This is a genomic window from Syntrophorhabdaceae bacterium (assembly GCA_036504895.1).
Classification (GTDB): domain Bacteria; phylum Desulfobacterota; class Syntrophorhabdia; order Syntrophorhabdales; family Syntrophorhabdaceae; genus PNOM01.
In genome coordinates this window covers 1-24,080 of the sequence record DASXUJ010000121.1, presented here as the reverse complement: position 1 = coordinate 24,080, position 24,080 = coordinate 1, and the positions used below count along the sequence as shown (strand labels likewise).

General features: G+C 51.1%; 18 protein-coding genes and 1 riboswitch. Of the genes, 12 read left to right on the top strand and 6 right to left on the bottom strand.

Annotated features, from left to right (window positions below; genetic code table 11):
- Nucleotides 1–660: 660 nt before the first annotated feature.
- The 3 genes from VGJ94_17265 to VGJ94_17255 all read left to right on the top strand — a co-directional run bounded on the left by VGJ94_17265 (nucleotide 661) and on the right by VGJ94_17255 (nucleotide 1,704).
- Entirely contained in the window at nucleotides 661–1,140 is a 480-nt protein-coding gene (locus VGJ94_17265; GenBank protein ID HEY3278368.1) for a Spy/CpxP family protein refolding chaperone, read from the top strand.
- A 65-nt stretch (nucleotides 1,141–1,205) separates the two neighbouring features.
- A complete protein-coding gene (locus tag VGJ94_17260) occupies nucleotides 1,206–1,526 on the top strand; it encodes a hypothetical protein (GenBank protein HEY3278367.1) in 321 nt (106 codons plus the stop codon).
- 13 nt (nucleotides 1,527–1,539) lie between these two features.
- Nucleotides 1,540–1,704 (top strand): hypothetical protein, encoded by a 165-nt coding sequence (locus VGJ94_17255; GenBank protein ID HEY3278366.1) that lies wholly within the window; start codon nucleotides 1,540–1,542, stop codon nucleotides 1,702–1,704.
- A 102-nt stretch (nucleotides 1,705–1,806) separates the two neighbouring features.
- Here the strand turns inward: VGJ94_17255 and VGJ94_17250 are convergent, their stop codons facing one another.
- Nucleotides 1,807–4,116, bottom strand: coding sequence for a PAS domain S-box protein (locus VGJ94_17250; GenBank protein HEY3278365.1), 2,310 nt, complete (start codon nucleotides 4,114–4,116; stop codon nucleotides 1,807–1,809).
- 1,009 nt (nucleotides 4,117–5,125) lie between these two features.
- A riboswitch (cyclic di-GMP riboswitch) is annotated at nucleotides 5,126–5,202 on the bottom strand.
- Nucleotides 5,203–5,324: 122 nt separating this feature from the next.
- Nucleotides 5,325–5,810 (bottom strand): PilZ domain-containing protein, encoded by a 486-nt coding sequence (locus tag VGJ94_17245; GenBank protein HEY3278364.1) that lies wholly within the window; start codon nucleotides 5,808–5,810, stop codon nucleotides 5,325–5,327.
- A gap of 297 nt (nucleotides 5,811–6,107) precedes the next feature.
- Here VGJ94_17245 and VGJ94_17240 point away from each other — a divergent pair, with 297 nt between their 5' ends.
- Nucleotides 6,108–7,040, top strand: a complete 933-nt coding sequence (locus tag VGJ94_17240) for a cation diffusion facilitator family transporter (GenBank protein ID HEY3278363.1) — start codon at nucleotides 6,108–6,110, stop codon at nucleotides 7,038–7,040.
- 356 nt (nucleotides 7,041–7,396) lie between these two features.
- On the opposite strand, the gene VGJ94_17235 is transcribed toward VGJ94_17240, so the two are convergent.
- Both VGJ94_17235 and VGJ94_17230 read right to left on the bottom strand, forming a co-directional pair.
- Nucleotides 7,397–9,091, bottom strand: a complete 1,695-nt coding sequence (locus VGJ94_17235) for a glycosyltransferase family 39 protein (GenBank protein ID HEY3278362.1) — start codon at nucleotides 9,089–9,091, stop codon at nucleotides 7,397–7,399.
- A gap of 121 nt (nucleotides 9,092–9,212) precedes the next feature.
- Nucleotides 9,213–10,829, bottom strand: a complete 1,617-nt coding sequence (locus VGJ94_17230) for a glycosyltransferase family 39 protein (GenBank protein HEY3278361.1) — start codon at nucleotides 10,827–10,829, stop codon at nucleotides 9,213–9,215.
- Between the two features lie 344 nt (nucleotides 10,830–11,173).
- Between VGJ94_17230 and VGJ94_17225 the strand changes: the two genes are divergently transcribed.
- Both VGJ94_17225 and VGJ94_17220 read left to right on the top strand, forming a co-directional pair.
- Nucleotides 11,174–12,580: a radical SAM protein gene (locus tag VGJ94_17225; GenBank protein HEY3278360.1), complete on the top strand. Its 1,407-nt coding sequence runs from the start codon at nucleotides 11,174–11,176 to the stop codon at nucleotides 12,578–12,580.
- 347 nt (nucleotides 12,581–12,927) lie between these two features.
- The gene (locus tag VGJ94_17220; protein HEY3278359.1) at nucleotides 12,928–13,434 is read left to right on the top strand and encodes a hypothetical protein; all 507 of its coding nucleotides are present in this window, start codon (nucleotides 12,928–12,930) and stop codon (nucleotides 13,432–13,434) included.
- A gap of 244 nt (nucleotides 13,435–13,678) precedes the next feature.
- On the opposite strand, the gene VGJ94_17215 is transcribed toward VGJ94_17220, so the two are convergent.
- Nucleotides 13,679–14,413 carry a flagellar hook basal-body protein gene (locus VGJ94_17215; protein ID HEY3278358.1) on the bottom strand — a complete coding sequence of 245 codons (735 nt, stop codon included), beginning with the start codon at nucleotides 14,411–14,413 and terminating at the stop codon, nucleotides 13,679–13,681.
- A 116-nt stretch (nucleotides 14,414–14,529) separates the two neighbouring features.
- Entirely contained in the window at nucleotides 14,530–14,694 is a 165-nt protein-coding gene (locus VGJ94_17210; protein ID HEY3278357.1) for a hypothetical protein, read from the bottom strand.
- Nucleotides 14,695–15,157: 463 nt separating this feature from the next.
- Here VGJ94_17210 and VGJ94_17205 point away from each other — a divergent pair, with 463 nt between their 5' ends.
- From VGJ94_17205 to VGJ94_17180, 6 genes are all read left to right on the top strand, one after another.
- Complete coding sequence (locus VGJ94_17205; protein ID HEY3278356.1) at nucleotides 15,158–15,847, top strand: heavy metal response regulator transcription factor; 690 nt, start codon at nucleotides 15,158–15,160, stop codon at nucleotides 15,845–15,847.
- Nucleotides 15,810–17,273: a heavy metal sensor histidine kinase gene (locus VGJ94_17200; GenBank protein ID HEY3278355.1), complete on the top strand. Its 1,464-nt coding sequence runs from the start codon at nucleotides 15,810–15,812 to the stop codon at nucleotides 17,271–17,273. Before VGJ94_17205 ends, VGJ94_17200 begins: the two co-directional genes overlap by 38 nt.
- Before the next feature lie 564 nt (nucleotides 17,274–17,837).
- Nucleotides 17,838–18,566, top strand: a complete 729-nt coding sequence (locus VGJ94_17195; protein ID HEY3278354.1) for a Tim44 domain-containing protein — start codon at nucleotides 17,838–17,840, stop codon at nucleotides 18,564–18,566.
- Between the two features lie 721 nt (nucleotides 18,567–19,287).
- On the top strand, nucleotides 19,288–20,511 hold the full coding sequence (locus VGJ94_17190; GenBank protein ID HEY3278353.1) for a TolC family protein: 1,224 nt from the start codon (nucleotides 19,288–19,290) through the stop codon (nucleotides 20,509–20,511).
- Complete coding sequence (locus tag VGJ94_17185) at nucleotides 20,508–21,737, top strand: efflux RND transporter periplasmic adaptor subunit (protein HEY3278352.1); 1,230 nt, start codon at nucleotides 20,508–20,510, stop codon at nucleotides 21,735–21,737. Before VGJ94_17190 ends, VGJ94_17185 begins: the two co-directional genes overlap by 4 nt.
- Before the next feature lie 8 nt (nucleotides 21,738–21,745).
- Nucleotides 21,746–24,080: CusA/CzcA family heavy metal efflux RND transporter (locus tag VGJ94_17180; protein HEY3278351.1), on the top strand; the 2,335-nt coding region annotated here is incomplete at its 3' end.

Below are 24,080 nucleotides of genomic sequence, written 5' to 3'. Positions count from 1 at the left end.
GCCCGTAGCGTCGCGGAGTCCGTCGGGGAAAGTCTGCCTCACGCCCAACGCCCCGCCCGCCGCCGGCACGACCCGACGAAAATAACTGTTCCCCCGGACCGGGAACCTCCCCATAGCGACGAGCGGGCGTTGTGTGTAGGAAAAACCATACACACGACCCGTGTTCCTCCACACCTTTCCCTCCCCGGGAATGAGAGGTTTTGAGGTTTCATCGATTCTTTCGTGCATGAGCATATCTTCCGACCGTGACGGGCGCGGCATAGAGAGCAGGGCGAGAAAATTCAGCGTCCCAATCTGCATTGAAGGAAATAACATACAGGCATCGCCTGTGCCGATGTAGGGAAAGTCCTTCACCACCCGCAACTGTCGGGGAGAATAGACTATCACCGGGGCTGCGCTTTTGCCTTGCCGCGAGCATATCTCGGCACTAAAACCCTTAAGAATCAAAGAGATAGGCACCCATGGCGCACTTTACCGCTCCCCGATGCTTCAGGGACCGCGAATCCCTGCCTTATCTTTACTCCTGGCATCAAAGTTGCTTTTAAGCAGGAGGGAGAGAGATCTTATCTGCCGAATGGCGAACCACCGTCCCGTGGAGTTGAGATAGCGCCGCCCCCTCGATTTCGGGCGGCACAGACGAAAATAACAAGGAGCCGGACCATGAAACGTATTGCTTTTCCCGTTACCCATTCCCCTATAATTTGTTATGCGGCAGCGGTGTTTTGTATCGCCGCCGCACTTCTGATCGCAAGCCCTTCGATCTCGGCCGCCAAGAACCCCGCCGGGGAGGCAGCGAAGCTCTCCGAAGTCGACCGGGCGGAGGCAGCGATCAAAGACCTCCATTCCAAGCTGAAAATCACGGAAGCGCAGGAAGGGCTGTGGAGCAAGGTCTCCCAGGTGATGCGGGAGAACGCGAAAACCATGGACACCCTCATGAAAGCGAGGGTCGAGAAGTTAAAGACCATGAATGCGGTGGAAGACCTCAAATCGTACAGTGAAGTCACCGACGCACAGGCGGCGGGTCTCAAGAAGTTCATCTCCGTCTTCGAAGCCCTCTACGCGAGTCTGGCTGAAGAGCAGAAGAAGAGTGCCGACAATCTGTTCAAGGCTCCCGGTCAACCGAAGGCAAAGAAGAAATGACGGAGCATGGAACAGCGTGAGCCACTCTATTCTTTGAAAACGCTTACAGGATACAGGAGGATGAGATGAAGATCATGAACGGGCGCGCCGGACGGTGTTCGGCAATGGGCAAAATTGCGGCAGCACTCATATTTGGCTTTGTAGCCTTAATTATGTCCACCACGCCGGTACTGAGCAAAGGTTCCCACGGTGGTGGGCATGGGCCGTACCAGAAAGGTTATAGCCACGGGCACCATTACGGGCGTTATCCCCACGGACACGGGTATTACCGCCCGGGCGCGGTCTATTACCCTCCACCACCCGTTGTCTACGCTCCACCGCCTGTCGTCTACGTGCCTCCTCCATCCGCGGGCATCAACCTCGTGTTTCCCATAAAGATCCACTAGATCGGCGGGTGGGATGAAACCGACAATACTCTTAATCCTTCTTCTGGTTTTATCTGGAGGCTGCGCAGCCACGTACAGGCACCCCGCCAAGGGTGGGGACGCGTTCGAGAAGGACAGACAGACATGCGAGGCCACGGCGAGGAAGATGCTTGCCGCAAAGGGTATTCCCGGCACCTGACCGGCGACCCTCGGGGAGGAGACAGGTCGTTGTCTCGCGAAGAAAGGCTGGGTGCGGACGAATTAGGAAGGGGGGTCAAATTTTGACCCCCCTTCTCAACCATCAGCCTTTGTTTCCATCCAGAACGCGCCGGACCGCCTGCGCCAGTTCCTGTCTCGAAAGGGGCTTCAGGAGGTATTCTTTGATACCCGTCTCCCTTGCGATATCCGGGGAACTCCCGTTATTGTGGCCGGTGCAGAGGATAATGGGGATGTCCGGCCTTACCTCCAGGAGCATTTTGGATAGCTCTATACCGGTCATTCCCGGCATAGTGTGATCGGTGATGACGAGATCGATTTGGAATGGAATGGAGGCAAAGGTCTTAAGGGCCTCCCTGCTGTCAGTCGCGGCGGCTACCGTGTAGCCGAGTCTTTCGAGCAATGCCTTACCCCACTCCACGAGCATCTCTTCATCGTCGACAAAGAGGATTCTTTCTTTTCCCCTTAGGATTCCGTCCGCGACCACGCCTTCATCCTTGATTTCGGCCTTAATCTTAGGGAGGAATACCCGGAATGTCGAACCGACCCCAAGCTCGCTTTCAATGGTGATCGCGCCATTGAGTCCCTTCACAATCCCGTATACTACGGACAGGCCCATGCCTGTGCCTTTGCCCGCCTCCCTCGTGGTGAAGAAGGGCTCGAAAACCCTTTCCCTCACATTGGGGCTCATGCCACTCCCCTCGTCTCTCACGCTCAATTCGAGATACTCTCCCGGGACCAGGTCCTGCGGCATGTCCGGGCAGTCCGGCCGGAATACAGTCTCGGACAGGCCAATCTCCAGTATATCTCCGCTCTTCTCCATGGCGAGGGCCGCGTTGGCGCCGAGGTTCATAAGTATCTGCTGCACCTCCACCGGGGAGGCAAGCACCGTGTCGGAGGTGACCCTGATGTTCGGAATGATCTTGATGCTGGTCGGAATAAATGCCCTCAGAAGCCTCAGCGTCTCTTTGACCACGGGAGAGACTGACATATGGCTCCTTTCGTGTTCGGCTTTTCGACTGAAAGAGAGGATCTGCTTTACGAGCTCTCTCGCTCTCAGTGTAGATCTGAGAACATGCTGAAGGCTTCTTTGTACCTCCGGGCGGTCGGAAGAATCTTCTGCCGCCATCTCCGTAAAACCCAGGATTGCGGCGAGAATGTTATTAAAATCATGGGCGATGCCCCCGGCAAATGTGCCGATCGCCTCCATCTTCTGAGCCTGCCGGAGATGTTCTTCCGCCTTCTTGTGTTCCATAATCTCATTCTGAAGTGTCTCATAGGCATGACTCAACTCTGCAGTCCGTTCCTGTACACGAAGCTCGAGGGAATCGTGTGCTTTTTGAAGGGCCTCCTCGGCCTGTTTGCGTGTGGTGATGTCCAGAACGAACGCCACTCCTTGGGTCCGATCCAGATTTACGGCCGCAGCCCCTATCAGAACCGAAACTCTGCTCCCGTCCTTGCGGATGAATTCCTTCTCATAAGGGGTACCGATCCCGATCGACTTGAGCTCCTCCAAGGCCCGCTGGTCCAGCGGCCGATATTCCGGCGGGGTCATTTCCGCCCCTTTAAACGGTTCTGCAATAAAATCTTCTCTGGTGTAGCCGATTATCTCAAGGTAACGGTCATTTACATCGATAATTCTTCCGTCCATGTCCCACGAAAACATCCCCATTATTCCGGACTCGTAAAACATCCGTAGCTTTTGCTCGTTGGCACGCAGTACATCCTCTGCGTGCTTGCGGTCGGTTATATCGCGCACCACCGATACCGATCCGATAATGGCGTCCCTGGAATCTCTCATTGGAAAGGAGCTCACCTCGCGACGGCGGAGCTCCCCGCTTCCGGGCGTTCGGACCAACTCCTCCTGGTTCCTCACTACTTCACCCTGAAGTGCGCGAAGAGGCGGAGCTTCATTCACAGGGCGTGGGGTGCCGTCGGGGCGATAGACCTCCAGGCTCTCGGCAAACTTTGCTATATCTATCTTGTTGCTTCCGTCAAGGCCAAATTCACGTAGGGCCGATGGATTGGCTAAAGTAAACTTTTTTTCAATATCCGCGAACCAGACTTCATCCTGAATGCTGCCGATCAGGGCAGACAGCCGGTCCTTCTCCTCCTGAATAATGGCTTTCATTTTTTTATGCTCGGTGATATCTCTGAATATGGCCGCAAACCGGTTGCCGCCCATTGAACTTGCGTGTACTTCGAACCACCGCCCAAGAGAGGCATTATATTCCTCGAAGGTAACGGGCGCCTTCGTGCGGACGAGTTCCGCGTATCGGTCAAGCCACGCATGCTCAACAATGGGGAGTAACTCTTTTATTCGCCGGCCGATTATTTGATCCGGAGATATACCGGAATGTATTTCGTACGCAGGATTGGTCTCGAGTATGACCACATCGAGAGGCTGCCCCTCCTCATCGCACTCAAGTTCACAAATCTGAACTGCAAGGGACATGGAGTAAATTAGAGTTCGAAGATCATTATGTGCCGGTGGCTGACCCACAGCTCTATTTCGCAATCTTCGGCCATTCTTGGAATGGGTGCGGAGGGTTTTACTTTTAGGTTTCGAGCGTCGATCAGCCATGGACCTCCTGCATTAGACTGTAGAGATTATCCTGATATTTCGATCATATCATTCGATGATTCGAAAATATAGATCAATTTCAATATAATCGCTTTCGGTCCTCATTTATGGAGATTGTCCCTGCAATAGTTGTCCGCTTTAGTTGCATATTTTGAAAGAAGCATTATATTGTGGTTGCCCGGCGAAACCCCCATGTAGTTGTAACTTTTCGGGCTGCCCCTCGTCCACCTGCCTCGGATGGGGGGCATCTTTATGCGCGGAAGAGACGAAATTCCCCCATTCCCTTCCGAATGATTCGGCAGATCGGGCATATACCTTTTGCAGGATAGATAGGTGATGAATATGGCGAGTATTGGGTGTTTAGCCTATTCGCCACGAGAACCGGTCGGTCCCGGGAGAATGAGAATGATATCCCGATTACTTATCCCTCTGCGGGAAACATTAAATTGTCACGGTGAAGATCGTTCTGTTTCGGTAGGTCCGACACGCGACTTGTGTCTGCTCGTATTTATTTATGAAAACGCCTTTGATGTGTTCAATGTCATCCTTTGTCGGGCCCGATTGTCCGACAAGCTGTCGGTCCTCATCAAAATGAACATCTTTTCTGTCAATTGTGAGACTGTTTTGAAGTCTTTCGTCAGGGAGGCGTCTCTCTATAAGATCAAGTTTGAAGCCGGACTGCTTTATTCCATCTTTAAGGAGTATATTTTCTTTCCGGTATGGTCGAATAGCTGAATTCAAAGGGACCATACTTTGATTGGCTTGTCTTGATTGCCCTGACGTTAAAACAACAGCCGCCAATTGTGACCTCCCAATCATCCCTGGCGGCTCGGCTATCTTCTTTGAGACCCGTTGGCTTTCCGTCCCACCGTCACCGGTGGTTTGGCCTTTTCAAGTGTTTAGAATATAGAATGTCTGTATTACAAAAAATATTTCTTGTCTTATTATGTAATACAATAACTTAATTGTCAAATATTTTTTTTCAATAAATCGAGATTATTGGGCTATTCTCATAGCGGTTAATTGATCAGGTAATTCTGTATGGTCCGGTAGCTGTCAAAGTTGGCATCTACAAATGACATGCCCATTATCGTCTCGCCACTGGAACGAACGATATGTTCAGGGGCGCAGCGCACGTCCAGGGGTTTTTTGATCTCGGGCAAGGTGAAGACAATGGAGATCCCCGCGTTTTCTTCGTCTACCTTCATTTCAAATTGATAATCCGCGGGAATCAAAACCTGTAACCCGCCGAGAGAAATATCGAGTATTATGCCGGCAGATGTTTCTTTGTTAAAGCTCAAGAGGGCGGGGACTGAAACGCTCTTTCTGGGATACCGGCGTTTTTCCCCTTCCACCCGTTTAAAATCTTTCTTCCCTTCTATGTAAGTGTAGAGGATGTTCTCAATGGTCGACGAGAGAGTTCTTTTTTCTTCCCTTGAAATCTTCTTCAGCGCTTCGCGTAAATGATCGCTGGTCCGGAAGCATATGGTGATCGTCTTAGTCATTTGAGAGCCGTTTATATACAGTGATACATTGTAACACATCTGTAAATTCATTTGTCAAAGATTTGAGTAGAGACGTCGGAAAGTTGCTGCACGCGTTCTTCCTTGCCAAAACCATCATGTGAATCAAGTCGATCCGAAGCGCCATTGAAGGAAAAGCAACCTAAGCAACAACACCGGTGTTCCCCTAAAGGGAGCAAAATGGATCTCTCGGGTCGCCGTGGGCTCTTGCTTTTGCCATCATTACATACTATCGTATTTCATACAGGATGAACGCCATATAGCGTATCCCCGTAGCTAATGCAGAAAATAACCATGGACATTAAATACAAAGCGTCCTTGTTTGCAATAGTATCCGCTTTTGTTCTCGCATCGAGCAAGTTTGCGGCAGGGCTGGCTTCCGGGTCCTTGGCGGTCGTATCCTCAAGTCTCGACAGTTTGCTGGATATTTTCATGTCGGGAATGAATCTCTTTGCCATACGGAAAGCGGCAGAACCACCTGATTACGGGCATCAGTACGGGCATGCAAAGACCGAGAACATAGCGGCCACCATACAATCGCTGGTGATCATCTTCACTGGAGGCCTGATCCTCTATACGGCTATCCACAAGTTTCTCCACAAGACCGCCATTGTCTATTCGAATTTCGACCTCGGGGTAATGATCCTTTCCCTTCTCTTCAGCGCACTGATCTCGACGGTGCTCCGCAAGGTGGGCGAAAGGACCGACTCAAGCGCCCTGAAGGCAGATGCGCTTCACTATGCCAGCGACCTCTATTCCAACTCCGCAGCCATTGTGGCAATCATTGTCACCTACTATACGGGCAGAACCTATTTCGATCTGCTCTTCTCCGTGATCATAGCCTTTCTTATTATTTTCTCTGCCCTAAAGATCTTTCGTGACGGTATCGGCGGTCTTATGGACGCGAGTATACCTCGGGAGACAGAGAAGAAATTGCAGGAGATCATCGATGCACTGCCGTTCCCTTACGCGGGTTATCATAAAATGAGAGGCCGCATCGCAGGGAGCAGGAAATACACCGATTTCCATCTCCTTATCTGCAGGAAAGAGAGCATCGATGAAGCACATAAACTGGCGGACCAACTTGAAATAACAATGACCCGGGAAATCAGCAATCTCGACGTGATCATTCACATCGAGCCATGTGAAAGCGAATGCGACCTTACCGACGAAACGTGTTTCGTGCCTCACAAAGCCGGCAGTAACCAATAATCTGTCTATCAATATCCTGGCGGACCCGAACAAAAAGGGAGGGGCCATGACTGCGGGGTTAGCTGTCGGATTCAAGGATGGCCAGGGCGCGTTGCAACTCACGGAGTCGGTGGCACTCACGGCTGCCGTTACCTACAGAACTCGGCCGTTCCCACAATGAAACGGAAACCATTTCTCGAAGAGCCCTCCCTTGTACTATGGCTCTTTGGCACTTGTCTATAAACCCTTCGTGTTTACCCTATCAAGATGGAATTTGGCCCCTTTCGGTTGGTGCCCGGCGATGGTTTCACCTACCCGCGCAAGAAAAAGAAATGGCGGCGGTGTTGCACCGCTAGGCTCACATTGATCGCTCAAGCTCACTGAAAGTCATTTTCAGCGGTGGCCCAATTTCCATACAGGCATCGGTCGTTCTGACACCGTATTGCTTCAATCTTACGGGGAACCATTTCTCGCAGTCGATCTATTTTATTTTCCTTTGTAACAAAAAGCACTTTTTTGTCCGACGAAAGGAGTCGGAAAAACTCCTCCTCCGTAATGAAATACTCTTTCGCGCCATCACGCATGGAGCCCATTTTAAGCTCTCCCGTAAAGTTGGCAAGGATTAACCTCGACTTGGTATAAAAGGGAAGGGTCTGTTCATAGACGTCATAACCGACGAGATGATCAAAGGTTCCCTTACTCTGATTGACGGCCAGGGCCAACTCCTTTGCCGTTTTCAATTTGTCCAGCGTATGGAGACCGAATCCCATAAGCACCGAGAAGAAAGAAAAGGAAAAACTGAGAAGGATCAGGAAGATTGCACCGTAGCGACGAAAGGTCCTAAAGAAGGACATGCACAAAACCACGCACGACACAAAGGAAACGCCCAGACAGAAGCATTTCAGCTCTTGCGCCAGGGCCGGTGCATTCGGTGCGAGAGAGGCGACCCACGCAAGAAACGGCGGATAGAGTCGTAGGAAACCCAGAAGGGAGAATACCGCGAAGACCACCATGTAGAGCGCAATCTCCCCGGCCCAGCGCGCATACCTGTGGCGGTTTTCATCAAAGAAAACGCCCAGCACTAGTGACAGTGCGGGGAAGATAGGTAGTATGTAGGGGGGCAGTTTTGACCCGGAAATGCTGAAGAGACCAAATACGAGAGCGCTCCAGATGATAAACAGCCTCAGTTCTTTCTTGCGCCAGAGGGTGACTATTCCCCTGGGGAGGAAGAAGGACCAGGGGAACATGCCCCCGAAGAGCACGGGCAAGAAATAATAAAGGGGCCCCGACCTCTTATGCTGGGTGGTGGCAAATCTGAGAATATGCTGGTCAATAAAGAAGAAATGAAGAAATTCTCGATCCCTCAAAGAGATGGCTATTATCCAGGGCAGGACGATGCACGCGTAAATTGCTGAGCCTCTCAACCATTTAAGTTCTTTCAGAAAGCTGAGCCTTTTTTCAGTAAAGAGGAAGACCAGGATGGCTCCGCCGAGAAGGACGACGGCTGCCGGCCCTTTTGCCAGAGTAGCCAATCCCGCCAGCCCGTAGAACAGATAAAGGGAGAACGCTTTTTTGTCACGGTAAAAATCGTAAAAACAAAGGAGAGATGCGAAAAGCAGGAAGCTGAAACACATATCTGTCGTCACAATACGTGCCATGGAAAAAAAACCGAAAGAAGACACAAGGATCAGGCATGACAGCAAAGCAGCCCTTCCGCCGAACCACTTTCGGCCAAAGACATAGAGGAAAAGGACCATGAAGAACGCAAAAGCGGCATTAACGGACCTGAACGACCATTCATTGATACCGAACAGTTTATACGAAATGGCCACTGCCCAATAAAGGAGGGGAGGTTTTTCAAAATACCTCACATAATTGAGATGAGGAACGATGTAATCGCCCGTTTCAACCATCTCCCTCGGTATTTCCGCATACCTGCCTTCATCCGGCTCCTTCAACGAGTAATCACCCAGGGCACAAAAGAGGAAGACAGAGGAAAGAAAGACGATGACGAGAAGGTGAAGAATGTCTTTTCTGTATCGTACATAAAAAGGATTTTTGCGTGTGCTCATTGCGCTCCTGGTTCGCTGTGGGCTATTTGGGGCAGATCATTCAACCCGTGCCCATGTTATTGAGCAAACTTATGTCTTTTCGTCCAAACAAAGGATTCTTCGCTTGGCTTCAAAGGCTGCACTATATTCCACTTTTCCCTACGTACAAGATATAAGCTTCTCTCTCATAGTTGACTTTCTTTATCGGGTAGTAGAACTTGTCCAAGTATGGGGCAACGTACTTTGCATCATCTTCCGTTATGACGAGGACCGACTCGGTTTTTGCATATTTTTTGATATCTTCGGCGCGGTGAAGTAGTTTGGTTGGTTTGCCAATATAGAAGATCAGGCCTGCCGAGTTATCTCCATACAGGAAGACATCTTTGCCCTTTGAAAAGTCTTTCATACTGTCTGTTATGAGCCGCGGAGATTTAAAGGCTTTATCCATAATTGGGAGATAACAGAAGTTATGAGAAATCGCAATGAGGATGAGATAGGCAAACAGAAGGAAAAGGCTTCCCTTCTCGCAATTCTTCACGAGGGTATAGAGGAATATCGCTCCTGCCATGAATATCAAAGCTATATAGACGTATACCGAAGGATTTGTCCTGAATTCCGTAACTGTCTCATTCTGCAAATTGAAAAGCGCGACAACGGCTCCGAGAGGGAGGGTCACGAGAAGGAATGCGAACACTCTTAGAAACATATTTGTCTTTGATGCCTTCACAAGCCGCGACCAACTGTCCCTGATATAGAACCCGCACAAGAGGGCGGAGGCAGGATAGACGGAAAGAAGATATATAGCCCTCTTGCTCGTGGATATCTCAAAAAAGAGAAAGGTGAAGAGGAACCATATGAGGGGAAGCCAATACTTTTGTCTGAAGGCATGGTAAATAGAAAAAGGCAGGAGTATGCTCCAGGGAAGGAAGTTGAAAAAGAGCTTGTGGAAATAATAGAAGAGGTTTTCCTGATGGTCGAAGGCGTTCACGTATCGGGTAAAGCTCTGGGTCAGAATGATTTCATTTATATATTCTCTCCCTGCCAGGAGAAACCAGATCATGGCAAGGCTGAGAGAGAAGAAACAACCGCATGCAAAAGTCAGGGTAAATCTCTTGACCTTCTTTGTGACCATTAGGTAGATGAAAATGACGCACGCGGGAATCAACAAACCTGCAGGGCCTTTCGTGAGAATAGCCAAGGATGCGGGAATGAAGGACAGCACCAGTTGCCATCTGTTGTCCTTCTTAATGGCGAGATAATTAAGAAATACGGTAAGACCGATAAAAAAAGCGAAGGTCATGTCCATGACGGATTCTCTCGCGTTTCCGAGGAACTGATAGTTTGTCAGGAGCACCATGGCTGAAAGAAATCCTGTACTTGTATCAACCAGATGGCTGCCGAGAAAGAAGGTTATGAGGACCAGCAATCCCGCGGCAATTGCCGATGGTGCTTTAGATGCAAGTTCGTCTATATTACCCGTTACTTTCGAGGCCAGGATAATCATCCAGGAATAGAAAGGAGGTTTCCAACGATTGGGTTCACCGTTGAGATAGGTGTGTATGTAATCGTTCCTCTCCACCATCTCCCGGGCAACGATAGCCTGGCGCGGTTCATCGGGGTCCCAGAGCGCAACTCCGCCCAGATTATGAACGAGCAGAACGTAAGAGAGAAGGATGAGCATCAATATTTTAAGCGATGTACCCCTGACTGCGCGTAAGTCTCTAAATTTATCAGATAACTCGAAAGACCCATCTTTCACGGTGCGCCGATTCCTCTCCTGAACACCTGCCTCAACCCCCTCACAATTGCTTCCTCTAATGGTTCGATCGGCCATATTTCGCGAATCAGAGTATACAGCGAAGATAATTACAGGAGGGTTACAGGGGTATGACAGGTTTGTAATGAATGCGCAGATGCGCGTATTGCTTTCACAGCGCCGGAAAAGGATCGTTATCGTATTACAGAAATGTCATGTCGGCTTAATCTTCCCGTAAGGGGAAGTTAAGTAACATAGCTCAAGCTCTTGGCGGACCTACAATCCAAATTCAAATTAATGCACGAGCCGCTACGCCACACCCATATAGGGGAGGAAGATCGTACGCAATGAAAATCCTAATTGTCATCCCCTCTCAGGCATCCGTTTACGGTACCAAAATGCGGCCTGCCTATCCCCACTATGGGGCGCTGTACGTATGCGCCATGCTGGAAAGAGACCATCACGATGTTGAATATATTGACATGGATATAGATGGGATGAATATTGCATCTCTGCTCGATCATGTCTCAGAATCCGGGCCCCAGGTCGTCGGTCTTTCGTGTGTCACGCCGATAGCCCCGGAAGGCTTCAAGATTGCCAATGCAATAAAAGACAGATTTAAAGGCATTTTTACGGTGATGGGCGGGGTACACGCGACGATCGATCCGGACAATTCAGTTGCCGTGCCGGGTATCGACGCGGTATGCATAGGAGAAGGAGAACACACCATGCGTGACCTTGTGGACACCCTTCAGCGAAATGGTGACCTGAAGGGTGTCCACGGCATATACTTTAAGAAGGCCGGCATAGTATTTAAGAATCCCCCTCGAAAAGTTGAACAAGATTTAGACAACCTCCCCTTTCCAGCCTTTCATTTGGTTAAGGATCCCAAGAAGTACTCTCCGCCGGACGCTCAAAAGCTTCCCGCCCTTCCCATCATAACATCGAGAGGATGCTATGGACGATGTACGTATTGTTGCACGAAACAAATACTCGGACAGCGTTTTAGGATGCGCTCGATCAAGAATGTTCTGGAGGAGTTGGATGTATTTGTGGACCGATATGGCGCGAGAGAAGCCCATTTCTTAGACGACAATCTTTCCAGTAACAAAAAACGGTTTCTCGAATTATGCAACGCGCTGAAAAAGCGCAACTATCCTCTCAACTTTGAGACATCGAATGGAATACGAGCTGATTCGGTTGACGAGGAAATATTGAACGCCCTTAGAGGAATCAGCATCAATAACATAGGGTTTGGGGTGGAGTCGGGAGATGATGACATTCTCAAAATAATTAAGAAAGGGATAACGAAGGATCAGGTTCGCAGGGCGATGAAGCTTGCAAAAGATCTTGAATTCACCACATGGGGCTTTTTTGTGATCGGATTCTACGGGGATACTCCAAAAACCATTCAAAGAACACTTGATTTTTCACTTGAGCTGGACCCCGACTTTGCGAAGTATTTCATATTGAAACCATACCCTGGTAGTGAAATATTTGAACAGCTTCGTAACGAAGGTTTAATTGATTCGCTGGATTATTCAAGATACGGACTCTATACTAATCCGGTTCATCACCTCCCGGATGTTTCCGCCCATGAATTGATAAAATGGCAGAAAAAGGCCTACAGGAGCTTCTATCTACGCCCGAAAAAGATTCTCAACCTGCTTGCTAGAATAGGATCCTGGACACAGTTCAAGCTTACCGTCAATGGGGCCGGATTGGTTCTCTCCAGGATGCTAAGACCGTCATAACCGTAGCCTTTAAAACATTTCCCGGAGGTTCTTTGTCATAACTTGCTTGAAGGATACGCCTGCTCGGCGTGTATGGGTAAAATGACCTCTTGAGATTACAGAAATGTCATAGCGGTTTAATTTTCCGGTAAGGGGAGATTATGTAACATATCCGCAGTTGCCGGCCCCTCTCATAGCTTTCGAAGCGCGAATCTTATATATGAACTGCTGTCGGCAGCGTCCATGTTCAGGAGGAGACCCTTATGCCACACACGAGCATAATCTATAGGAATATCTACCTTTACCGTCTCATTATGGACCTTCTCTACAAAGGGTCCTACAATCAACGATTTGAGAAGATTTACGGCATGATAGAAGGCAGGAACGTCGTCGAGTTGTGCTTCGGAGATATAATCATAGCCGAGCACTGCAGGCAGAGGGGGATCCGCTGGACCGGCTTTGACATGAATACAAAATTTGTAAGGCATGCGAAAAAAAAAGGTTTTGACGCTCGATTAGCAGATGTGAAGAGGATCAGCGAATTACCCACAGCGGACCTGTGCATTATCGCCGGTTCCCTGTATCATTTTGCGGAGAACATTGAATCGCTGATTCTCAAAATGATGCATTCGGCACAAAGGATAATTATCTCCGAGCCGATCCATAATTTATCGAACAGGAGCGACCTGGTAGGATATCTGGCGAGGAGATCAACAAGCTGCGGGGAAAAACACGAACAATTCCGATTCACGCAGAGCACTTTTAAGGACATGCTATTTCATTTGAGCGCAAAACATCGTTTCCGATTCAAACTCATGGATACCGTTAAAAAGGATATCATAGCGGTTCTTGACCGTAACCCAAACAAGGGATGAATCCTTCCGGTGGATTTTAGCGTTCCACTATCAGTTAATCCCAATAGGGTTTCATCTCTGGTGAGGCAGAACTTTCAGTCTCCTTGCCTGGGCGAAAGGCTCAACTACTACGTTGCCACACCTAGCATCACTTCCCCTTCCAAAATACAAAATAGGCGGCCATGCCCATAGCGAGCACCAGTGCAATAAAAAACCATGATACTATCTGATCTATCGTCACCTGTCTTCTCCAGCAGAAAAACCATTATTTTATAGTGCTTATGGTAAACATCCTGTCATCCGCCTCGTCCATTAATTTGTCCACCTTCTTGTATGCTTGATATGTGCGGACGCAGGTTATCAGCTCAATTATCTCCTGGGTGAGAATTACGTTCGAAATCTCTATAAACCCTTGTCTTACCGAGTATTTTGTCACCGACTCCGCCGGGATCTTCTTCGTCCCGTGTGAGAAGAGACCTGCACCGACGGCGTAGAGTTGTGTCCTGTCCTTGAAGTCGACGACCTGGAGCCTGCCGACCGGAACGTGGTCCGCGAGGATGGACCCGTCCGTCTCGATCCTTATCGTGCTGCCTTTCGCAATTATGGCACCGTCTTGGCCCATCACCGGGTGCCCGCTCCCCGTGACAAGTCTCTGCTCTTTGTCAAGGGAGAATTGTCCATTTCGTGTGTACATGGGGCCGCCGGGCGTGGACACGACAAAAAGTCCCGGCCCTTCTATCGCTACGTTCAGCATTCCACCTGTCTCCAGTAAAGGGGCCTGAGAGAAATCGATAAAGGTGTTTGCGGCAGAGTCAGAAAGGGATTCATCCGTGTCTCCTCCGGCATGCGGCATTTGATCGGCCAGGAAACCATGAAATACCGTTCTCATCGCCTTGTAGCCCGGCGTTGACATATTTGCCAGGTTGTTCGTCACAATATCCATCTTCTTCATTTGGGCTTTTAGTGCCCCTGTCAAAGCGTCTGATGCAATCTTGGACATGAATCCTCCATCTTTACCAATTGCCCTTCAGCCGTCCTTTGCCTGCCGACTTTACCCCTTATTTCCGGACCTTTCGTTTTCGTTACGAAACGTGGCGCGAGGTGAATCGGGAATGGTCACTTTTCCCTGGGGCCGTCAAGTTCCCTCCCTTGTTGTTTCATGTGGGATTGCATCTCTTCGGCCTTCCTTGTGCGGCCGCCCTTCCTGCCATATCCGGTAGAAACGGGTAGAACGGTGCCGGCTTCCAAGGTCCACAGCAGTTCGTTCATTTTGGTCTTCATCGTGACTCTCCTGGCTTATGGGGCTTTTCGTTGATCCCCGCTATTTTGCTCAGGGGGGGCAGGCTTTTATTGGCCCGTGAGAGGACCTACCGGGCTGCCCTTGTCCACACCCCCCCTGAAGATTGAGGTCTCTGAAACGTTAATCCATGTTTTCACCCCATATGGGTTGGGGCGCTTCCAACCGGCAAATATTTCGTGCGTCACTGTTTAATTATAACGGACCGACGATTTCTTCACGGTTACCGCAATATTACATTTCTGTAATCATACCCGTGGACAAGGATCTCATTTTTATGGAAAAGGGGCATCGTGCGAGAGGGTTTTCCACGAGAATAAAGTCTTCAAGGAAGGGCCGTGGAACAGCAAAATCGACTGAACAGCTTGTTTACGAATTCATAATTGTTGTTGCGCCCGGGATTATTATCGTGTAACATTGGTCCCCAAACAGGAGATTCATTGGATTATGCGCGCGTTAATCGTGGAAGATGAGAAGAAGACCAGCCAGTACTTGAAGAAGGGTCTCTCGGAACACGGATTCGTGGTCGACGTGGCCGAGAACGGAGAAGATGGCCTCCATCTTGCCGTGACAGGTGATTACGCGATCGTTATCCTCGATATCATGCTCCCCGGCCGGGACGGCTGGTCGGTCATCCGCGAGCTTCGGGCGAGCGGGAAGCAGACGCCCGTGCTGTTCCTGACCGCGCGCGATTCCTTGCAGGACCGGATCAATGGCCTTGAGCTGGGCGGAGACGACTATCTTGTAAAACCCTTTGCCTTCTCGGAATTGCTCGCCCGCATTCGCACGATCCTTCGCCGGGGTCCCGACAGACAGTCGGATACGGTACGCATTGCGGACATGGAAATCGACCCTGTCAGACACAGAGTGACACGAGCGGGGAAACGTCTGGATCTTTCGCCGAAGGAGTTCCTTATCCTGTGGCTTCTCGCCCGACATGCCGGGGAAGTGGTAACCAGGACCTTCATATCAGAGCAGGTCTGGGACATCAACTTCGACAGCGATACCAATGTGGTGGATGTGGCTATCCTGAGGCTGCGAAGAAAGGCGGACGACCCCTTTCCAGTAAAACTGATCCATACGGTCCGGGGTGTGGGCTATGTCCTTGAAGAACGTTCTGAAGAAGCTGACCTCTAAAGCGAGTCTTTCTTCGCTCAAAACCCTCTCCATTACGAGAAGGCTCACGATTCTCTATGCCGTGGCTACGCTGTCTCTTTTGGCAACATCGGCCATTTTTCTCGATCGCATACTGATAACCGACATGGCAAGTGAGGACAACCGATTTCTCGCCGCGGAGGTTCATAACTTGCGCATGCTCATGGCAAAACATCCCCACAACATAAACATATGGAAAGAGGAAGTGGAAAGAGGTGCTCAGGCCTCCGCATTAACCTACATCAGGCACTATGCGAGGATCATCGATACGGACAATACGGTGGCAGTCGAGGCTCCAGGCATGAGCCGCGTTGTGATGTGTTCGTCTTTCCCGCCCCCTTCCGCCTCCGACGTGCCCCCGGAAGAGGGTGTGAGGGTAGTCGGGCTCGACAAAAGCCCTCTTCTGCTGGTGGCCGCACGGGTCGATCTGAACACCCCGGTCGGGGGACAAAAGATTATCCAAATAGCGCTCGATGTGTCGCACGAAGATGCGATTATCGCCGATTACAGGGAAAAAGTGGCCATCGTCCTCTTCGCGGGAATGATTTTGTCGACTCTCATTGGATTTTCCATAGCACACGAAGGGCTGCGTCCTCTGAAGGCCATGAGAAAGGCATTCAAAAGCATAGGTCCCGGGCGGCTCCATCACCGGATGGGATCGAGGGAATGGCCCGACGAGATCGCCGTCCTCGCAGACGCCTTCGACGGGATGCTTGAAAGACTTGAGAATTCTTTTACGGCCCTGTCACGATTTTCAGCCGACCTTGCCCATGAGTTGAGAACGCCCATTAATAATCTCAGGGGTGAGGCGGAGGTCACCCTGTTTAAGGCCCGGACGACGGATGAGTATCGCCAGGTTCTTGAATCGAGCCTGGAGGAATATGGTCGGCTTTCCCGCATGATAGAAAATCTCCTTTTCCTGGCCCACGCGGAAAGTCCAGATACAATGCTGCGACAAACCCGAATACACGTGGGTGAGGTGATAGAGGCCCTTCTGGAGTTCTTTGACCCTATTGCGGAAGAGAAGGGCATCGAGGTCACAGCCTCAGGGGATGCAGAAATGGAGGTAGACCCCACCTTGTTTCGACATGCTTTAAGCAATATCCTCTCAAATGCGTTTCAGTACACGCCGTCGGGAGGTAAAATTACGGTAACCGTGCAAACCGGCGATGACGGAGCAATCCAGGTGGACATAGTCGACACGGGAATGGGCATCGAAGCCGAACACCTCGCTCAGGTATTCAATCGATTTTTCAGGACGGGGCGGGCGCGTGCTCAACATCCTCAAGGCACGGGACTCGGCTTTTCTATCGTAAAATCGATCATGGATCTCCACGGAGGTGCGGTAATAGTGCAAAGCGAACCGGGCATGGGTACGACTGTCACATTAAGATTCCCACAACCGTAGGGCCAAAACAATCCGATTACACAACTGTAATGTTCCAGTAATAACTTCGTAACCTTTAATCAGGTAGAATGGTAAACAGGCCGGACCTCCGAACAGCACAGGCCCGACGCCCTCCGGAAGTGATAGCCGACGGAAGGGATGTCGGAAATAAGATCCTCCCACGCGTCCCGCGATTGTTTGAACGGCAGGAGAGGAACACCATTGCGAAGGACAGAAAGGTTCATGCAGAAGAACGTGACCGGACAATTTGTATAAATATGGCTTCCTCTGGAGGTTTTCATGAAACAGTCATTACACCATTCCCTTAAAGGGTTGGTCATTGTTGTAGGGTTTCTTTTTCTTTTCTCCCTAGGAATGGAATCTCTCGCCCACGCACGAGCGGGGAGCGGAAGATCATCCGGGAGTCAGGGATACAGCTCCGGCGGCTCCTATCAGAGATCGGCCCCTGGCCAGTCACGCCCGCAACAGGCCCCTCCTCAAAGACCTCCCGTCCAACCACCGGCATCACAGTCTTCCATGGGCAAGACTTTCCTTTCAGGGCTCGGCGGCGGTTTGGTGGGCGGCATGCTCGGAAGTATGCTTTTTAGCGGCCGCGGTTTCGCCGGGGGCGGTTCCGGATTTGGTGGCGGCGGAGGCGGCGGATTCGGTTTTGGTGAACTCATACTTCTCGTTATTATCGGTGGCGTCATCTATTTTGTAGTAAAACGCTACAGGGCAAGAAAGCAGATGATGACGACCGCAGGGGTCGGAGGAACAGCATATGCCAACTCCTACGGCTTCAGCAGCGAACCTGCGTCTGAACCCTATTATGTGCCTCAGCCGAACCAGGAAGACCCTGTCTCCGCAGGACTCCGTTATATCAGCGGCTCAGACCCCATGTTCAATGAATACAGGTTCAAGGAAATGGTCGAAGATTCTTTCTTCAAGATCCAGAGCGCTTGGACAAAAAGGGATTTGGATAGCGTGAGATACCTGTTTACCCCTCAAATGCTCAATACCTTTCAGGAAGACGTGAGCAGATATCAAACAAATAAGCAGATCAACCGCCTTGAAAATATCGCTGTCCGGCAGGTTGAGATCGTCGATGCGGTCCAGGAGCAGGGCGTGGAGAATATTACCGTGAAATTCCTCGCAAGTCTTCTTGACTACGTGGTGGACGAGACAAGCAACCAGGTCATCTCCGGCAGCCCCTCGGATCCCGTGAAGTTTCTCGAATACTGGACCTTTACGAGAAGGACCGGGGAGCGAAGCTGGGCCCTTGGGGGAATTACACAAGAGGGTGATTACAGATAACATCAGTTCTTCATGACTGAACGGCACTTAGGGAAATCCTCAAGGCACGGAATTGGGTTATCCATCGTGGACCTCCGTGAGGTGCGGTTCGGGTGCAGCATAAGGTTGGCAGGCACCCCGCCGTACCCTCCGTTTAATGCAATCACTACAAAGATTACACAATTGTAATCTGCCTGTAATAATCCGGACATTTTCCGGATGGTAGAATATGGGTCCAAACGTATCCAGGAGGTGTTGTCTTGGTATGTCCCGGTTGTGGCGGTGAATTGACGAAGCGTGTGAGATACGGAGAGTCCCTCGACATGTGCGCCGTATGCGGCGGTATCTGGCTCGAGAATGGAGCGCTCGGCGCCATCATACGGAATATGGAGGCGGTCTTATCGTTGCCTCGTAATGAACAGGAGAAGAGTCTTTCACGAAGTATGGAAAAAGACTGTTGTCGGGACCAGAGAGTCTGTCTCGGGTATGGTGAAAGAAGAAAGGCATTCTTCGATTTCTTTGATTGAAAGGCTATGTCTTACACGGAGAGCGGGAATTAGTCAGGAATAGGAGGGGAACCATAAACGCCCGCTCCCCCTCCATGAATCATTCATCCCTTTGTTCGCCCTCTCCGGAACCGGGTACGCCTTACGGAACGCCCAGAGGCGCGGCTGACCACACAATAATAGTATGGGCTTATTCCCGACCTTCGCAGGAAAAAGGCCAAGGAGGCACACTACCAATGTTTTTAATTGTATTTATGTTGTTTACCATGCTTGGTACAGGTATGGCCCACGCCCTTACCCTGGACCAGGCAGTCGGGACGGCGCTCAAGAGCAATTCGGAGCTCCAGGCCCTGAGATATGAGGAGGAAGTGGGGAAAGCGCAATTACAGAAGGCCCGCATCCTCCTTCCCGCCAACCCCATAGTGGGCGGCACCCTTTCGAAAAAGGAAAAGCCTTCGGAGGTTGGGGCGGGAAAATATACAAACTATGGCGTTACCCTCTCTCAGGAGTTTGAGGTGGCGGGCCAGAGGGGGATCAGGGTGGATATCGCCCACAAAAATATCTCAAGGGTGGTCAATCAGATCAGGGACAGAGAAAGACTGTTGATCTATGAGGTGCGGGAGGGCTTTGCCAAGGCTCTTTCGTTAAAGGCAAAAGAGGAGTTGACTAAGAAGGTCGTGAACATCCAAGAAGAGTTAATGAACTTTACCCACATAAAATACAGAGCAGGTAGTGTCTCGGGACTGGAAGTGAACCTTGCGGAAATTGAGCTGGGAAAAGCGAGGAGGGACCTGGTGTCTGCGGAAAGGGAGGTAAGGGAAGCGCTCCTTTCGCTCCAGGGTGCGATGGGGCTGAAACCCGACCCCGGATTTTCCGTTGAAGGCACGCTCTCTCCCGACACGTATCAGCTACCCGAGAAGCGTCTCCTTATGGAGCGGGCGGCGGCGGTCCGGCCCGACTTAAAGGCCTCCTCTCGAGAAGTGGAGATGTCGGACCGGATAGTTGATCTCGTCGGAAGAGAGGCTATACCCAATGTGACCTTCGGCGGATTTCAGGTCAGAGACGAAGAGAGGTACGACCGGGGAGTCCTCATGTCCGTCTCGATCCCCCTTTTTGACAGAAAGCAGGCGGAGAAGAAAGGGGCTGAGACGCGGGCCCGGCAGGCAAGGATAAGGCGTTCGGGACTCGAAAACAGACTCGACCGCGAGATAGAAGATGCGTACAACAACCTTGTCTCTTCTCTGAACGAACTGACCGTCTTTAAAAAGGAGATCATGGGCAAATCAATGGAAACCCTGAACCTTCTCAATTTTGCTTTCAAAGAAGGCAAGATCAGTTTTTTCGAGGTGCGAGGGGCGCAGAGAGATACGCTGGAGATGCAGTTCGCCTACCTCGACACCGTGTTACGGGCTCAGACTTGGGTCTATGCCATGGAGCGGGCCGCAGGAGGAGATATATGATGATGAAGTTTTTGTTCGGACGCAAGAAAATGATCGGTCTTATTCTTGCGGGCGTTCTCACGGGGTCCGTATTGGCGATAACGGTCCTTGCATGGAAAGGCTCGCCGGGCCGCGAGGAACTCACCAAAAACAGGGGAACGGCTCAGGAAGCAAAAGATCCCGACGTTGTTTCTCTGCCACCCGAGAAGCTCGGGGCATCAGGCATAGAAGTGGCGAAGGTCTTAAGGGAACCGGACAACACGCCGCTCATGGCAACCGCTGCCATTGAGTTGAATGCAGACAAAACATCCAGGGTAAGCTCGAGGGTCACGGGGCGCATCATGCGGACCACCGTGTCCCAGGGGGACCGGGTGAAAGCCGGGCAACCCCTCGCCTTCATTGACACAGTAGAGCTCGACCAGATCTGGGCCGAATACAGAAAGAACAAAGGGAGGTACGAGCTTGCCCGGAAGAACCTCAAACGGGAGGAGGCCCTTTTTGAGCAAAAGGTTGCGCCCGAAAAGGACATGCTGAAGGCCCGCCAGGACCTGAGCGAGGCTGAAGCGGACCTGACCTTCGCAAAAGAAAGGTTCAGGCTTCTCGGTATTGACGTCGGTGCGCTCCGAACAACGCAAAACGGTGACGCAGGTAACCGACCTCTCATCCCCATCGTCTCGTCCGTCGGAGGAGTCGTCATAGAGAAGGCCGTAACACAGGGGGAAGTCGTGAGTCCCGAGAAGCCGCTTTTTGTGGTAGCGGACATCTCGACGCTCTGGGTCCTCGTGGATATCTATGAAATAGATATGGCAAAGCTCAAGGCGGGCGCCGTAGTCAACGTCTCGGTGAATGCTTTTCCCCATAAGGTGTTCCGGGGCAAGATTTCGTATATTGGTGATGTGGTGGGGGAACGGACGCGAACGGTTAAGGCCCGGGTGACCATAGATAATTCTGAAGGCTCGCTGAAGCCCGGCATGTTTGCCGCCGTGTCCATAGACGCCGAGACGGGCGCGGCAGCAAGTGAGGTGATCGCCATACCCGAGGAGGCCATTCTCGTAGATGGGTCGGACCGGTATGTTTTTGTGAAGGTCGGCGAGGGTCTATTCAAGAGGAAGAACGTGGTCCTGGGACGCTCCCTGGGTAAGAAAGTAGAGGCCGTAACTGGCTTACGCGAGGGTGATGTGCTCGTCGTAAAGGGTACTTTCCCCGTCAAGTCCGAGTATAAGAAACAATCGCTCAAGGTCGAGTAGGGGGCATCATGCAGGGTATTGTCGACTTCGTATTGAAACAGAGGCTTCCGGTGCTCCTCGGAGTCGTCTTTTTGGTTGTGGCGGGCCTTTTCTGCTATAAGACGATCTCCATTGACGCCTTTCCCGATGTGACCAATGTCCAGGTCCAGATCATCTCCCAATCACCGGGCATGTCGCCCCTCGAAACCGAGAAGTTTGTGACCGCCCCCATCGAGCTTCAGATGAGCGGTCTCACGGGGTTGAAGGAAACGAGATCTATATCGAAATACGGCCTATCCCTGGTCACCCTCGTCTTTGAAGACAAGATCGATATCTATTTCGCCCGACAACTTGTCTTGGAGCGTCTGATCGAAGTGAGGGAGAAGCTCCCCAAAGGCGTGGAGCCGACCTTCGGCCCCATCTCGACTGGCCTCGGCGAAGTGTATCAGTATACCCTCGAAGGGGGAGGAAAGAGTTCGATGGAGCTCAGGACGCTCCAGGACTGGGTGGTGAAGAAGATTCTCAAGACCGTGCCCGGAGTGATTGACGTAAATTCCCACGGCGGGGACGTCAAGGAATATCATGTAATTGTGAGCCCCGAAAAGCTTATCAAGTACAATCTCTCCCTTCGGCAGATCTTCGAAGCGGTGGCGCGCAATAATGCAAATGCAAGCGGCAGCTACCTGAATATGGGCGGCGAAAGGTATATCATCAGGGGCCTGGGGCTTCTTAAAAATCTGGAAGACATAGGCGACATAGTGGTAGCCTCCTCCCGCGGCACGCCCATTTTCGTGAAGGATATTGCCGAGTTGAAACTCGGACCAGCTCTCACGCTCGGCGCGGCGGTGAAGAACGGGCACGATGCAGTGACGGGAATCGTTCTCCTCGTGAAGGGCGGCAATTCCATGAACGTGGTTGCAAAGGTTAAAGAAAAGATCAAAGAGATAAATAAAACACTGCCCGATGGTGTCCGGGCCATACCATACTACGACCGGGCCGAACTGGTAAAACGCGTGCTCTCTACCATTACAAAAGCCCTGGCGGAAGGCTCCATTCTCGTCGTTATAGTGCTCTTTATATTCCTGGGTAGCGTGAGGACAGCCCTCGTGGTCACCTTGTCATTACCTCTTACCGTGCTCTGCACCTTCGTCTTTATGAGGCAATGGGGCCTTACCGCGAACCTTATGTCCTTGGGCGGACTGGCCATAGCCATAGGCATGATCGTTGACGGCGCGGTGGTTATCGTAGAAAACGTCTACCGCCAGCTTTCGGAGAGGAAGGGGGAGTCCCGCGTACACATTGTAGCGGAAGCATCGAAAGAAGTAGTGCGTCCCGTCTTCTTCGGGATACTCATTATCACCATCGTCTTCCTGCCCCTCTTCTCCCTCACCGACGTGGAGGGGAAGATGTTCATTCCCCTGGCCCTCACGGTAGTAATGGCTCTTGTGAGTTCCCTCATCGTCTCATTCGTATTTGTACCCGTATTCTCTCTCTTCATACTGAAACCGGGCAAAGAGGAGGACACGAAGTTCCTTGCTACAATAAAGAGGAGGTTCAGGCCCATACTCGAGTGGGCCCTCCTTAACCGGAAGAAAGTCACGGCCATCTCCTGTGGTCTGCTTGCAGCGAGTCTCTGTCTTTTGCCGTTCATAGGCAGGGAGTTCATGCCCACCATGCAGGAAGGCTCCCTCGTGATCCAGCCCATAAGGTTTCCCAGCGTCTCTCTCGAGGAATCGGTAGAGATAGAGAAACGGTTTCAGAAGGTATTGTTTTCCTTCCCCGAGGTAGATTCCGTGGTCTCCAGAATAGGGGCGGGAGGCATTGCCACCGATCCACAGGGCCCCGAGATATCCGACCCTATCATCACGCTTAAACCCCGTTCTCAATGGAAGACCGCAAAAACACAGGACGGGCTTATCGCGAAAATGAGGGAAAGGCTTGAGGGGTCCATGCCCGGGATGACTTTCAATTTCACTCAACCTATTGCCCTCAGGGTGGACGAACTGATTTCAGGGGTTAAATCCCAGCTTGCCATAAAGATATACGGCGACGACCTCGACGTTCTGAAGAAAAACGCAGAAGACATGGCCCGGATAATGTCCTCCATACAGGGGACGATGGACTTGAGGGTGGAGCAGGTTTCCGGGCAGCCCTATCTCCACATCGATTTTGACAGAAAGGCAACGGCCAGATTCGGGATCAATATTTCCGATGTTCAGGAGATCATAGAAACGGCGGTCCGTGGCGGCCAACCCACGGAATTGTTCGACGGCGACAAGAGGTTCGCCGTGAAGATCAGGTTTCCACAAGAAAATAGGGCTAACGCCGAATCTATAGGCACGCTCCTTGTGCCGGTCCAGGAGG

What these genes read in the sequence shown, in the direction of transcription:
- VGJ94_17260 (HEY3278367.1), top strand. Translation starts at nt 1,206, where the DNA reads ATGAAGATCATGAACGGGCGCGCCGGACGGTGTTCGGCAATGGGCAAA.
- VGJ94_17235 (HEY3278362.1), bottom strand. Translation starts at nt 9,091, where the DNA reads ATGAGCACACGCAAAAATCCTTTTTATGTACGATACAGAAAAGACATT.
- VGJ94_17200 (HEY3278355.1), top strand. Translation starts at nt 15,810, where the DNA reads ATGTCCTTGAAGAACGTTCTGAAGAAGCTGACCTCTAAAGCGAGTCTT.
- VGJ94_17210 (HEY3278357.1), bottom strand. Translation starts at nt 14,694, where the DNA reads ATGAAGACCAAAATGAACGAACTGCTGTGGACCTTGGAAGCCGGCACC.
- VGJ94_17190 (HEY3278353.1), top strand. Translation starts at nt 19,288, where the DNA reads ATGTTTTTAATTGTATTTATGTTGTTTACCATGCTTGGTACAGGTATG.
- VGJ94_17185 (HEY3278352.1), top strand. Translation starts at nt 20,508, where the DNA reads ATGATGATGAAGTTTTTGTTCGGACGCAAGAAAATGATCGGTCTTATT.
- VGJ94_17215 (HEY3278358.1), bottom strand. Translation starts at nt 14,413, where the DNA reads ATGTCCAAGATTGCATCAGACGCTTTGACAGGGGCACTAAAAGCCCAA.
- VGJ94_17205 (HEY3278356.1), top strand. Translation starts at nt 15,158, where the DNA reads ATGCGCGCGTTAATCGTGGAAGATGAGAAGAAGACCAGCCAGTACTTG.
- VGJ94_17195 (HEY3278354.1), top strand. Translation starts at nt 17,838, where the DNA reads ATGCTCGGAAGTATGCTTTTTAGCGGCCGCGGTTTCGCCGGGGGCGGT.
- VGJ94_17255 (HEY3278366.1), top strand. Translation starts at nt 1,540, where the DNA reads ATGAAACCGACAATACTCTTAATCCTTCTTCTGGTTTTATCTGGAGGC.
- VGJ94_17240 (HEY3278363.1), top strand. Translation starts at nt 6,108, where the DNA reads ATGCAGAAAATAACCATGGACATTAAATACAAAGCGTCCTTGTTTGCA.
- VGJ94_17265 (HEY3278368.1), top strand. Translation starts at nt 661, where the DNA reads ATGAAACGTATTGCTTTTCCCGTTACCCATTCCCCTATAATTTGTTAT.
- VGJ94_17220 (HEY3278359.1), top strand. Translation starts at nt 12,928, where the DNA reads ATGATAGAAGGCAGGAACGTCGTCGAGTTGTGCTTCGGAGATATAATC.
- VGJ94_17225 (HEY3278360.1), top strand. Translation starts at nt 11,174, where the DNA reads ATGAAAATCCTAATTGTCATCCCCTCTCAGGCATCCGTTTACGGTACC.
- VGJ94_17245 (HEY3278364.1), bottom strand. Translation starts at nt 5,810, where the DNA reads ATGACTAAGACGATCACCATATGCTTCCGGACCAGCGATCATTTACGC.